Below are 12,162 nucleotides of genomic sequence, written 5' to 3'. Positions count from 1 at the left end.
AACCTGTCGAACCCACTATTGCCAACGGCGCCAGCCTGCGGGCGATTCTTGCGTTTTGCAACCGCTTCTTCAGTTCACTAGCACCCGATACGTTGAACTGGCATGTGGAAGTTCATCAATTCCGCATCGAAGCAAGCGTCGAAAGTGCGGGCGAACCCACCCCGGAAGGAAGCCATCGGGATGGCGTGGATTTTGTACTGGTACTGCTGATCGACCGGCACAACATCGCCAGAGGCACGACCACCATCCACACGCCGGATGGAAAGCCGCTGGGTGATTTCACCCTGACGTACCCCTTCGATGCGGCGCTGATCCACGACCCACGGGTGTTTCATGGCGTCACCGCCGTCACGCCGCTCGATCCTTTAGAACCGGCGCATCGTGATGTGCTCGTTGTGACGTTCAAAGCAAAGACGTAAGACGTACGCCGTCACGACGTCGATCCACGCCGACTCGCTTTCCACGCCGTCAATCGTTCAGCGATGTATCGATCGTAATCATCGCCCGTGACCAACTTGGGCGGCGAATGACGCGTGCCGTTGGCTGCATCAGGCACAGGCAATCGCGACACAAGGTCCGCATACACTTCCTGCAAGTGCGACGGCTTATTCGCTGATGGGTTCGTACCACTGGATGTCGGTACGACAACGCCAGCCAGGGGATCGTCCGTGCGCGGCGTGGCAAGACTAAGCACGGCGCCGACATCCGGCGCGGCCGCATCGCGCGCCGTCAAGGAGGGAACATTCCAGCGCAGCTCAATCGTTTTCAGAACGGATGTGTGATCGAGTGGCAGGGATCCAGCGGGCACGCGAAACACCGTACCCGCGGGAATCAGTGGCGAAATAAGCAAGGCCGGTACGCGTGGCCCGAAGCGGGTGAAGTCAAATCCATATTCACCGGCGGTGTTATCCGGTGGCACCGCACCCGACGGCGGGGCAACGTGGTCGTAGCAGCCGCCGTGTTCGTCGTAGAGCACGATCAACAACGTCTGATTCCATAGCGGACTGTTACGCAACGCGTAGTACGTATCGTGGATCAGCTGCTCGCCGAGCGATACGTCGTAATTGGGATGCTGGCTGTTGCCTTTCGATCCCCAACTCGGTTCGAGAAAGGTGTAAGACGCGAGCGTGCCATTCGCCGCGGCTGCCTGGAACGCCGCGAACTCACCAAAGTTGGCGTCCGGCGCGCCGGTCAAATCGGTGAAGGTCATACGCGTCAGCGGATCGGCGTTGTAACCGTAGATCGTCCAGCTAATGTTCTGCTTGGTGAGCGACGCGAAAATCGTGGGCGATGTGAACGTTTTGGTCTTGTCATCCATATGCCCTTGCGACGTCGCCGAATGCAGGAACGCACGGTTGGGCAATGTTTCGGTGGGCACAGATCCGTACCAGTAGTCACACACTGCAAAGCCCCGTGCGAGCGCCGACAAGACGGGCAAGGTCTCGGGCGTATGCATGCCCATGATGTCGTTCGCCACAGTACCTGGCAGCACCGAATCTTTTTCTTTCGTCTCCCAGCCCAGGGTGTACGAAAAATCGCTGATAAAGCCGTTATTCGTGGCAACGGGCGGTGTCGGTGCCGTGGTGTTGCCGAACAGCTGCGAATTGGTCGCGGAGTATCCCTCACCAGGATCCGCGCCGGGCAAAAAATACGTGCTAGTGGTACCGCCTTGTATTTTGTACACGGTGACAGCTGCCGAGCCGCTCACGCCTGGATTGGACTCCTTACCGGTCAGACCTTCGTAAGCCTGTCCCGCGGGAGACACATTGCCGGCGTTCGTATAAAGAAAACCAAGCATGTGATCGAACGACCGGTTCTCCAGCATTAATACGACAATGTGATTGATCGCCGAGAGCGGACTCGTGCCAGTTGCAGACATACGGTGTCACCTTCTGGTTTGGGCATCGGGGCTATCATTACGTCATGTTCGGCGTCGCGATTAGATCAACGACAGGTTTTTGCGATCGTGCCGGCACGCCGTTTAAAGGTAGACGCCCTCTATGACATTTCCGGTTCTTTTTGCCACCGTGTCGAGGTCCGGCGATTGAGATGACGATCTTGTAATGGTCTACTGTGACGACCATCGCAGCGCGAGCTGAACCGGTGGCCGGGGAATCACATTATCTGAGGTGCACATCATGCGCGTATGGACAGCAAGCGTCCTGCTTTTGCTTTTTTCGTTGAGCCCAACTTTTGCCTTTGCCGATCAACCGCCCAGCGATGCGTCGGTGCGTGAGCTGCTTGATGTGATGCAGGCGCACAAAATCGTGGACACGATCATGGGGCAGAGCGACACGATCGGCCGCACCGCCGTTCAACAAGCTTTGAATGGCCGCACGCTGGATGCCCAGGAACAGAAAATCCTCGACAACCAGCTGGATAAAGTTCACGGCGTGATTCTGAGCGAATTGTCGTGGGACAAGATATCGCCGATGTACATGAATATTTATCGCACCACGTTTACCCAAAAAGAAGTCAACGACATGATTGCGTTTTACAAGTCGTCGACCGGGCAAGCCGTGATCGAAAAATTGCCGGTAGTCATGCAGCAAAGCATGCTGCAGATGAAAACGTATATCGCCAAGATCATGCCGCAGATCCAGCAGATCAACCAGGACACCATAAGCCAGCTTCAGACGTACGAAGCCAGCAAGAAGGGACAAGGCAGCTCGAAGTGAAGTGAAAGCATTGATGCGCCGGGCGCTGTCGCTGTTTGCGCCTGGCGCGTCCGTCAGACTGCATCGACATACGGCGCGATGACCTGCGCCAGCCAATCCATGAATACCTGCACGCGCACGGAAATATTGCGCCGCTGTGCGTAAACCAGCGACACCGGCATAGGCTCGGCATGGTATTGCGGCAACACTTCAACGAGTGACCCCTTTTTCAACCATTCCACCATACCCGTGGACGGCGATTGAATCATGCCAAGCCCTGCAAGGCAGCCTGCTTCATAGGCTTCAACGCTGTTGACGGTGAACACACCGCGCATCGGCACGTATCGGCATGCCGCCCCCTCCATATACTCAAAGCCCGGTGGCCGCTGGCCCAGCGTCGACACGTAATGGATCATGTGATGGCTGGCCAGATCGCCAAGCTCACGCGGCGTGCCATGCCGCTCGAGATACGCCGGACTGGCACAGTTGATAATGCGCAGCTTTCCCAGCGGTCGTGCGACAAGGCTGGAATCTTCGAGCGTTCCCACGCGCACCACGCAATCGAAGCCTTCACCGACGACATCCACGCGCCGATCGGTGCAGCTCAACTCCACCTCGATCTGCGGATGCTCGCGCATGAATTCGGGCAATCGCGGAATCACCTGATGCCGCGCGATGCTGCTGTTCATGTCGACGCGTAAACGTCCACGCAACGACTGCGGTGCGTGCTGAAACATCGCATCAAGCTCATCCATATCAACGAGCAAGGTCTTGGCGCGCTCGTAAAAACGCTGTCCGTCTTGTGTCATCTGCACTTTGCGCGTGGTCCGATGCAGCAACTGCGTGCCTAATTGCGCTTCCAATTGCTGCACGGCCGTGGACACACTTGCCTTGGGCAGACCCAAATGGTCGGCCGCCTTGGTGAAGCTGGCCAACTCCGCGACCCTGACAAAGATATGCATGGCTTCAATGCGATTCATAGCCACCCCGCGCATCGACGAATACCGCCCAATTGTTCGCATTTTGCGAACACACTACTCATGATCTGGCGATTTATGCGACTTGTACAGATCAATATGCTTCTTCTGTTGGTTCCACCCCATCCGGAGATGACCCTATGAGCACGCAAACCCCCATCGCCCTGATCACCGGCGGCAGCCGTGGCCTGGGCAAAAGCATGGCCTTGAAGCTGGCCCAGACCGGTACCGATGTGGTGCTGACCTATCGTTCCAACAAAGCTGAGGCGGAAGCTGTCGTGACGGCCATCCGGAAGCTTGGGCGCCGCGCAGTGGCGTTGTCGCTGGATGTCGGCAAGTCATCCAGCTTCAAGACGTTTGCCGATCAGCTGCGTGCAGCTCTGAAGGAACACTGGCAGCGCGATCGTTTCGACTATCTGGTCAACAACGCCGGCATCGGCGTTCACGCCAGCTTCGCGGAAACCACGGAAGCGCAGTTCGATGAATTGGTGAATATCCATTTCAAGGGCGCTTTTTTCCTCACCCAAACCCTGCTTCCGCTGATCAACGACGGCGGCCGCATTCTGAATATCTCCAGCGGCCTCGCACGGTTCGCGTTGCCGGGCTATGCGGCCTATGCGGCAATGAAAGGTGCCATCGAGGTACTGACGCGTTACCAGGCCAAGGAACTGGGCTCGCGCGGTATTGCCGTCAACACGCTGGCGCCTGGCGCCATCGAAACGGATTTTGGCGGCGGTGTTGTCCGTGACAATGCCGATGTGAATGCGTTCGTCGCCTCGCAAACCGCGCTGGGCCGTGTTGGACTGCCGGACGATATCGGTGGCGTGGTGGCCTCGTTGCTGTCCAAGGACAGCGGCTGGATCAACGCTCAGCGTATCGAAGCATCGGGTGGCATGTTTGTATAAGTGAAGCGAAAGACGCGCCCTGCGCGAGGTTGGTTCGTTACAGGGCGTCTGTCGCATCAAGCTGTCATGGCGCGTCGGTATCTTCGCGTTCCTGCCGGAACGGTGTACCTTGTTTTCTTGCCGCCACTCCAACCGTGGAGCTAGCCATGGTTCATTACAGCCCAACCTCCAAGGCCCCCAGTCGCGAGCAGGCATTGCACGCTTTATACGAAGCGGCGGAACTCGAGCATTGCCTGATGTGCACGTATCTCTACGCGGCGTTCTCGCTCAAATGCTCGGTGGACGAAGGTGTCACGGCGGCGCAACTGGAAGCTGTGAAGCGCTGGCGTAGTGTCATCTTGCAGGTGGCGACAGAAGAAATGGGCCACCTGCTGGCCGTGTGGAACATCACGATTGCATTGGGTGGCGCACCGCGCGTCGGGCGATCCAACTTCCCGCTCGATCCGGGGTATTTGCCCGCCGGTGTCGTGGTGAAGCTCACGCCGTTCAACATGGCCACGCTCCAACACTTCATCTATCTGGAACGGCCAGCGAATTCGCCAGAACCGGACGGCGAAGGCTTTGCGCCCGAGCGTGTGTTCACGCGTGGTGTGGATGGCCCGCGATTGACGCCGATGGGTTTGGATTACGACACGGTGGGCGCGTTTTACGAACGGCTCAGTTGGGGTTTAAGTCGGATCGCCGAAGAGGAAGGCGAATCGAACGCGATGTGCGGCGATCCTTCGCTGCAATTGTGCGAAACCGACGTGGCACTGTCGGGTGCCAAGCGCGTGATTTGCATGAAGACTGCCTTGGCCGCCTTCGACGCCATCGTGAAGCAAGGCGAAGGCGCGCAGGAAAATACCGAGGGCTCGCACTATCAGAAGTTCGCGAGCATACGCACCGAATACCAGTCGCTGCTCGCTGCCGATCCGAAATTTGCTCCCGCCTTCCCTGCAGCCACCAACCCCGTCTTGCGTCGGCCGCCGCGACCGGAAGGACGTGTGTGGCTGGAAGATCCACGCGCCATTGCGACGGTCGATCTGGCCAACGCCGCATACGGATTGATGCAGCGCTTGCTCGCTTATGTTTATGCCGTGCCTTCGCATGATTCGGACAAGGCGTTGGCGTTGGAGCTTTCCATTGGATTGATGCATGCCATCGTGCCGCTGGCCGAACGTGCAGCGCGATTGCCGGCGGGTCCATCGAATCCGACCTGTCACGCGGGTATGTCCTTTATTACCTTGCGCGATGCGTCCGCATTACCACCCGGCCCTGGCGCGCGTCGCTTCTTCTGCGAGCGTCTCAAGCAACTGGCGGAGGGAGCCGAACGCATGCAGGACCCAGATGATCCGCGCACTGCACAGGCCGCCTCCATTTTCGCAAAGCTCCAGCAACGCGCGGAACGATGCTTCGATCTCTCCCGACCACCGCCCTATGCCGCGGCCGCGCCCGCCCCGCCAGCGAGTGCCGCACCACAAACTCCGAAGCATGTGCCCACCTCATCTGTGCAGGGTGGCGTTGAGCACGTCGAAGGAGAAAAGTTGACGTTGATCTATGAAGGAAAGCGTTGCATTCACGCGCGCTTCTGCGTCACAGGCGCACCGACCGTCTTTCTCGCCAACGTCAAAGGTGCATGGCTTTATCCAGACACCATGGATGTGGAACGACTCGTCGACATCGCACACGCCTGCCCGTCTGGTGCGATTCGCTACAAACGCAAAGATGGGCGCCCTGATGAAACGGCGCCGCCGGTGAATCTCGCAGCAATACGCGAAGACGGCCCGTATGCATTTCGTGGCGACTTGCGCATCAACGGCACCTTCGCCAGCTATCGCGCCACGCTGTGTCGTTGCGGTGCATCCAAGAACAAACCGTACTGCGACGGCTCGCACCACGACGTGCACTTCGAAGCCACCGGCGAGCCGGCCACCTCCCCATCGCCCGAAACGCTGGCGACGCGCGACGGCCCGCTGCAGATCGACCCGCAAACCAACGGACCGTTGAAGGTATGCGGTAATTTGGAAATCACCAGCGGCACGGGGCGCATGGTCACGCGCGTGACGAATACGTTCTTGTGCCGATGCGGACACAGTCAGAACAAACCGTTCTGCGATGGCAGCCACGCGAAAGTCGGATTCGTTGCAGACTAACTCGCAAAAAAAGGGCCGGTTACCCGGCCCTTTTTCTGATTCAGCCTGCGGCGATCAACGCATGATGCCGGTGTGGCCCAGCGAATAACGACCTGGTTGCGGCCACACGGCCAAACCGTGCGGTTCCATGCCGACCTTGATGATCTTCACCGCGCCCGTGGTGGTGTCGAACGCATAGACGACATCATCGAAGCGGCCGGAAAGCCAAAGGTATTTGCCGTCTGCGGTGACGTTGCCCATATCCGGGCTACCGCCGCCGGGGATGGGCCAGTTGGCAACGACCTTGCGCGTGGCGAAGTCGATGACCGACACGCTGCCCGGACCATGCGCGGGACCGTGCACCTTATTGGAACCGCGATTGGCGACATACAGCTTGGTGGCATCGCGACTGGGATACATGCCGTGGGTGCCGATGCCCGTCTTGACGAAGCCGATCTGCTTGAAACTGTCGCCGTCGATCAGATACACGCCGTTGGCCATCATGTCGGCCACGTAGAACACTTTGCCATCGGGCGAGACGCGGATGTCCTGCGGCATACCGCCTTTGTGCAGTTCGAGATAGCCAACCACCTTCTGGTTGACCATGTCGATCTTGGCGACCTTGCCGCCGAATTCGCAGGTGAAGATGGCGTACTTGCCGTCGATCGAGAAATCCGCGTGATTGATGCCCTTACACTCGGGGACCTGCAGGCTCATCTTCAACGCCATGCTGTGCGCGTCACGGAAATCCAGACGTGCATGCGCTTCGGCGACGACGATGGCTTCTTTGCCATTGGGCGTGAAGTACATGTTGTACGGATCGTCGACCATCACTTCCTTGCCCGGCTTGCCGGTCAGCGGATTGATCGGCGTGAGGCTGCCGTCGTTATGGCCTTCGGCATTATTGGTCACCCACAGCGTCTTGAGATCCCACGACGGTACGACGTGCTGTGGACTGCGGCCTACCGGAAATCGATCGACGACTTGGAACGTCGTCGGATCGATGACGTACACGTCGTTCGAACGCAGGTTCGGCACGTAGATGCGCTGCAATGCACCTGCAACGTTCGGGCTGAAGTTGTTCAATCCCGCGTCGCTATACATGTTGTTGGGATTGGACACCGGGGGCATGCCCGGAACGGTGGTCACCGTTTGCGCCAGTGCAACGCCGGTTACACAAAGGCTTGCCAGAACAGCGCCAGCAAACGATGCAAGACGCCCAAATCGATCACATTTCACAGCAAATTCCTGTATCAGAGACTAGGTAACGAAGGCTGAATAAAACCGAGGCGACGCTATCGCCCCGCTGTGTCTTTCCGGATGGCATCGACCGTGCGCGAAACTATAGCATCCACGCCCAGCTCACCCAGTTGGGCCGACGAACGGTGCGGGTCACCGCCATAGACACCATCATTGGCGCCAAGTTTTGGAGCACTTTGCAACGCACTCAGCCGGACCATCTGGGGCGCCACCGCCAGCTGCAGCGACGTATCGGCCAAACCGGCGTGGGTGCCGATTTCATCGTCGCGGATGCCATGCTGGCGAAGGATCTGCGCATAGCCATCCGACGAGGTCTGGTAGTACTCCGGCGGAAGGAAAGCACGAGCGTTCGTGCCGGCCCAGGTCTTGTTGAGGTGGGCCACCACTTGCTTCAGATCATTCTGGTAGCCGCCATGATCGCCCAGAAAAACGATGTTCCTGAAGCCGTGCACGGCAAAACTATTGGCCGCCGATTCCAGCATCTTTTCGAAAACATCGTCCGCAATGGTAATGGTGCCCGGAAAACGCATGTGCGAGGCCGGCGGCGCATAACCGCCTTCGGGCACATACGACACCACCGGGGCAACGAGTGCGTTACCAAGCTTCTGCGCAATCTTCTCGGAAAGATATTCGGCGCGCACGTTGTGCTTGCCGACGGCAACGTAGGGTCCGCTCTGCTCCGTACCACCGATGGGAATGATGATGGTGGTCTTGCCCGCACGAACCTGATCGCGAATTTCCGTCCAGGTGAGATTCTGAAGCTGGACCGTTTGCGGCGCCTGCGCATACGAAACGTGCACGGCAAGCATCAAGGCGACAGACGCGAGCACGCGTCGAAAAGAATGTTGCATCATCGTTAGCCGGCAAAAACGAGTGGGTGACGTAAAAGGCGATGGCTTAAACGCCGCCTATGGTTACACGCAAGCGCGCGTTACGCATCCCCTCGCCGCCCATCGTCCGCGTTTTGCCACAAATGATCGCCGTACAGGCACGGTGGAGAAAGCCGCTATCGCGCACGCTCAATTTTCGCTTTCAGGCATCGCCTTGCGGAACACACCCTCCCAATACGCCACGCGCTCCGAATACGCCTCTCGTACCGATTCGGGTTGATCGTTCTGCAGGCTGCGTACGTGCGAGATCGGCAGCGTGGCGGAGGCCATGAGTCGCCAAGTATCGGCTGCGACTCGCAAGTGGGAATGGGATGCCAGAAGCGCGGCGATCACTTGCTGATCCACCATCTGCTGTGCGCTCAGCGCCATTAAACCTTCGAGCGCGATATCGGTGCGCTGGGAAAGAAATGTCACCGCGTCACCCCAATTTTTGAAGCTGACTTCCATGGGCGGCTCCTTTTTCGAGTGGGGACGATCAGAGCCTACTCTCTAAGCCTGTACGCTCTGTCTTCGAAATGTTGAAGCACTAATGCTTGGTTCAATGAACATCCATCGATGCGATCCCTACATCATCTGCGTGCACAAAATGTAGTGACGCTTCAGCGCATCTGCACGCGCGTGTTATTCATTCTGCATACGATACATGGCAATCATCAGCGTAGCTGGCTGTCTTTACTCCCGCGCCGGTTGTAGAGGTTTGCGGTACGTTCAGCGTCTTGCGCTTGCTGGCAGCCGACACAGAGCCGCACGCCTGGCACAGCTTTGCGGCGTGCAGCCGGAATCACGGCGTCGCACTCTTCGCAATGGGTAAGTCCAGGCCCCTTCTTCAGCTCACGGCGCGCACGCTGAACCGCGTCGTTGACCGTGGCATCGATCTGGTCCTGCACGGCGCCATCGCCTGCCCAACCCGTCGCCATGGGAACCTCCTCACTTCAAAAAGACAAACCCGGCGGATAGCGCACCCACCGGCATTTGCCGATATGCGGCCAAAACCCGCCGAGTCCAAGGTTACAACCAGGTTCCCGGGGCTACCAAGCTTAAGGCGGCAGGTAGCGCCGATTTCACGCTATCTCGACGCAGCCACGGCTGGCGCGACGGTCAATGGCTCGTACTATCGGGCGCGGGCTTTATGTGGTCCAGCTGCGCCTTATACGCGTGCAAGAAGGAGGTGTGCAGCACATTGAAGATGGCCTGCGGCTTGCCGACCTCGCTGTCATCGATACGTCCGCTGATCGGCACTCGGGCAACGAACTGATCGTTGGACTGATCCTTGAGAAGAGAGACCACGCCTTGTGCGGCGGCTTCATACAGTAGCTTCACTGGACCTTTTTTCTCCTGCTCGACATCTTGCTTCCAGCTGAAAAGTTGCAGGTCCTTGAAGACCGGTTCGGCATACCCTTCCAGTTCGCCGTTTCGGGCTTTGAGCACCATCGTGAAATCGCCCGTGCCGCCCGCGAAATCCAGGCCCGTATAGGCACGTGCAAGATCGTTGGCACGCACGAGCTGAATATGCGTGACATGAATGTGATAACTGAAATCGCCAAAGTGATTGCCAGGATCGAAGCTGGCGTTGGTTTCCATCGGCGCATCGCCAAGAACCATTGCCGTGGTGTGCAACGTAGCAACACGTGATCCATCCCCGCGCCGCGCCTTGCTGAGATTGGTGACGGTGCTGTTGACATCGGTCATCTTCAGATCGACGCGCGGACTGGAAACGAAATTCCGGAACGTCACGGTGCCGTTGTGAACATTGATTTCGTCCACCTCGGCAGGAATCAGAATATTGAGTTCGTCACTCCAGTTGACGCCCTTGCCGGTCTGCCGTTCGCTCTCGGTTTTGCCGTCGATGAAATTGACCACCGCATCGTAAAAATCGGCCTTGCCACGCAGGTGGCCGTGAAACATCGCACCGTAACTGATGGTGATTTCCGTGCGTGGCGCCACGAGAAACGGTTCGTTCGCCGGCGCGCCATCTTTTTGGATACGAAGATTCTCGATGGTATAGCTGCCACGCCATATCTGCAGATGAACGGCCTCCATGGACCCGTGGTATGACCCCATGTGCGCGATACGATCGTTCAGATAATGGCGAACCCAGTAAGGCATCGCGATGCGCGCCATGATCAGCACAACGATCATGGCGACGAGCAGCCAACCAAACTTGTGCACATGCGTGAGTTTCACGGCACGGCTTCCGTCACGGACAGGCTTGAGACTGTAGCGCAATGCATGCCGGACCGGGATGCTTTTCGGCAAACGTTTTGTTCACTTGCGGCGCGATGGATTAACGCGCCATGCTGCGCCCGAATCTGAGGGGAGCTCGTGCAGTTGAATAAGGCATCATCGAAAGGCCGTTTGGCCTGCGTGGGTATCGGCATCACGCTTGGCTCGCACATCAGCCCGCTCGCCCGCAGTCATATCCAACAGGCAGACGTTGTTTTCGCAGGCGTATCCGACGGCATCGTCGAACTGTGGCTTTCCGAAATGCATCCAGACGTGAGAAGCCTGCAACCGTTTTACGGCGAGGGCAAATCGCGCTTGAAAACGTACCGGGAGATGGTGGAAGCCATCTTGAGCGAGGTGCGGGCGGGAAAGCGCGTCTGTGCCGTCTTCTATGGTCATCCCGGTATTTTTGCCTCGGCACCGCACAAAGCGATTGAACAGGCACGTGCCGAGGGTTATGACGCGCACATGGAGCCAGGCATTTCATCCGAGGATTGTTTGTACGCCGATCTGGGCATCGATCCCGGCGCGCGTGGCTGCCAGCACTACGAAGCTACGCAGTTCATGCGTTATCGGCGCGTTGTCGATCCGAGCGCATGGTTGATTCTTTGGCAAATCGGGCTTGCTGGCGATCGATCGAAGAAGCGATTCGCCACCGGCGCCTCCTATCGGCAAGTATTGGTCGACGTGCTTGCACGCGACTATCCGTCTCACCATGAGGTCATCATTTACCAAGCCGCGACACTACCCATTCAGTCGCCGCGCATCGAACGGATTGCGCTTTCCGCACTGCCTCAAGCCAACGTGGGTATGCCCGATACCTTGGTTGTTCCACCATCCCACCCCCTTCAGCCCGATGCAGACACCCGCGTGCGATTGGCGGCGTTAGACATCGGAACGAATGAGGTATAAAAAACTAAATAATTCAAAATGATAGGATGAAATTACCGACGCCCGCACCGGTCTCTTTTTAGCGCGCGTTAGGGCTTAGCAACCGTTCCATGACAGCCAGTGCGAACCATCGCATGGGTGGCTGCATAGCCAGTTATGATGGGCGTCGTCCACGGCCATTGTGTGGACGGAGCATCCCAAGGGTCGATCGTCAGGGGTACTGCCACGGCAGGAACAAACAATGTACA

At 58.1% G+C, this 12,162-nt stretch carries 12 protein-coding genes; 5 read left to right on the top strand and 7 right to left on the bottom strand.

Annotated elements, in window-relative coordinates:
- Positions 1 to 419 (top strand): 2OG-Fe dioxygenase family protein (locus VK725_RS00530; protein ID WP_325316119.1); only part of this gene is annotated, 419 nt, incomplete at its 5' end.
- Between the two features lie 11 nt (positions 420 to 430).
- On the opposite strand, the gene VK725_RS00525 is transcribed toward VK725_RS00530, so the two are convergent.
- Positions 431 to 1,879 carry an alkaline phosphatase family protein gene (locus VK725_RS00525; RefSeq protein WP_325316118.1) on the bottom strand — a complete coding sequence of 483 codons (1,449 nt, stop codon included), beginning with the start codon at positions 1,877 to 1,879 and terminating at the stop codon, positions 431 to 433.
- A gap of 259 nt (positions 1,880 to 2,138) precedes the next feature.
- Between VK725_RS00525 and VK725_RS00520 the strand changes: the two genes are divergently transcribed.
- Positions 2,139 to 2,678 (top strand): DUF2059 domain-containing protein, encoded by a 540-nt coding sequence (locus VK725_RS00520; protein ID WP_325316117.1) that lies wholly within the window; start codon positions 2,139 to 2,141, stop codon positions 2,676 to 2,678.
- A gap of 53 nt (positions 2,679 to 2,731) precedes the next feature.
- Here the strand turns inward: VK725_RS00520 and VK725_RS00515 are convergent, their stop codons facing one another.
- Positions 2,732 to 3,637 (bottom strand): LysR family transcriptional regulator, encoded by a 906-nt coding sequence (locus VK725_RS00515; protein WP_325316116.1) that lies wholly within the window; start codon positions 3,635 to 3,637, stop codon positions 2,732 to 2,734.
- A gap of 137 nt (positions 3,638 to 3,774) precedes the next feature.
- Here VK725_RS00515 and VK725_RS00510 point away from each other — a divergent pair, with 137 nt between their 5' ends.
- Positions 3,775 to 4,539: an SDR family NAD(P)-dependent oxidoreductase gene (locus tag VK725_RS00510; RefSeq protein ID WP_325316115.1), complete on the top strand. Its 765-nt coding sequence runs from the start codon at positions 3,775 to 3,777 to the stop codon at positions 4,537 to 4,539.
- A 146-nt stretch (positions 4,540 to 4,685) separates the two neighbouring features.
- On the top strand, positions 4,686 to 6,671 hold the full coding sequence (locus VK725_RS00505) for a ferritin-like domain-containing protein (RefSeq protein WP_325316114.1): 1,986 nt from the start codon (positions 4,686 to 4,688) through the stop codon (positions 6,669 to 6,671).
- 54 nt (positions 6,672 to 6,725) lie between these two features.
- Here VK725_RS00505 and VK725_RS00500 read toward each other — a convergent pair whose 3' ends face one another.
- The 5 genes from VK725_RS00500 to VK725_RS00480 form a co-directional block, all read right to left on the bottom strand.
- Complete coding sequence (locus VK725_RS00500; RefSeq protein WP_325316113.1) at positions 6,726 to 7,889, bottom strand: YncE family protein; 1,164 nt, start codon at positions 7,887 to 7,889, stop codon at positions 6,726 to 6,728.
- Between the two features lie 56 nt (positions 7,890 to 7,945).
- On the bottom strand, positions 7,946 to 8,764 hold the full coding sequence (locus tag VK725_RS00495) for a creatininase family protein (protein ID WP_325316112.1): 819 nt from the start codon (positions 8,762 to 8,764) through the stop codon (positions 7,946 to 7,948).
- Between the two features lie 165 nt (positions 8,765 to 8,929).
- On the bottom strand, positions 8,930 to 9,247 hold the full coding sequence (locus VK725_RS00490) for a hypothetical protein (RefSeq protein WP_325316111.1): 318 nt from the start codon (positions 9,245 to 9,247) through the stop codon (positions 8,930 to 8,932).
- A gap of 206 nt (positions 9,248 to 9,453) precedes the next feature.
- Positions 9,454 to 9,717, bottom strand: a complete 264-nt coding sequence (locus tag VK725_RS00485) for a DksA/TraR family C4-type zinc finger protein (protein ID WP_325316110.1) — start codon at positions 9,715 to 9,717, stop codon at positions 9,454 to 9,456.
- Between the two features lie 181 nt (positions 9,718 to 9,898).
- Positions 9,899 to 10,984: a DUF748 domain-containing protein gene (locus VK725_RS00480; RefSeq protein WP_325316109.1), complete on the bottom strand. Its 1,086-nt coding sequence runs from the start codon at positions 10,982 to 10,984 to the stop codon at positions 9,899 to 9,901.
- Between the two features lie 144 nt (positions 10,985 to 11,128).
- Here VK725_RS00480 and VK725_RS00475 point away from each other — a divergent pair, with 144 nt between their 5' ends.
- Positions 11,129 to 11,935: an SAM-dependent methyltransferase gene (locus VK725_RS00475; RefSeq protein WP_325316108.1), complete on the top strand. Its 807-nt coding sequence runs from the start codon at positions 11,129 to 11,131 to the stop codon at positions 11,933 to 11,935.
- The last annotated feature ends 227 nt before the right edge of the window (positions 11,936 to 12,162 follow it).

Source organism: Dyella sp., from assembly GCF_035486915.1.
Taxonomy (GTDB): Bacteria; Pseudomonadota; Gammaproteobacteria; order Xanthomonadales; family Rhodanobacteraceae; genus Dyella_B.
This window is presented reverse-complemented; position numbering and strand designations above follow the sequence as displayed.

Coding starts and splice junctions, on each gene's coding strand:
- VK725_RS00525 (WP_325316118.1), bottom strand. CDS start 1,879: ATGTCTGCAACTGGCACGAGTCCGCTCTCGGCGATCAATCACATTGTC.
- VK725_RS00520 (WP_325316117.1), top strand. CDS start 2,139: ATGCGCGTATGGACAGCAAGCGTCCTGCTTTTGCTTTTTTCGTTGAGC.
- VK725_RS00515 (WP_325316116.1), bottom strand. CDS start 3,637: ATGAATCGCATTGAAGCCATGCATATCTTTGTCAGGGTCGCGGAGTTG.
- VK725_RS00510 (WP_325316115.1), top strand. CDS start 3,775: ATGAGCACGCAAACCCCCATCGCCCTGATCACCGGCGGCAGCCGTGGC.
- VK725_RS00505 (WP_325316114.1), top strand. CDS start 4,686: ATGGTTCATTACAGCCCAACCTCCAAGGCCCCCAGTCGCGAGCAGGCA.
- VK725_RS00495 (WP_325316112.1), bottom strand. CDS start 8,764: ATGATGCAACATTCTTTTCGACGCGTGCTCGCGTCTGTCGCCTTGATG.
- VK725_RS00490 (WP_325316111.1), bottom strand. CDS start 9,247: ATGGAAGTCAGCTTCAAAAATTGGGGTGACGCGGTGACATTTCTTTCC.
- VK725_RS00485 (WP_325316110.1), bottom strand. CDS start 9,717: ATGGCGACGGGTTGGGCAGGCGATGGCGCCGTGCAGGACCAGATCGAT.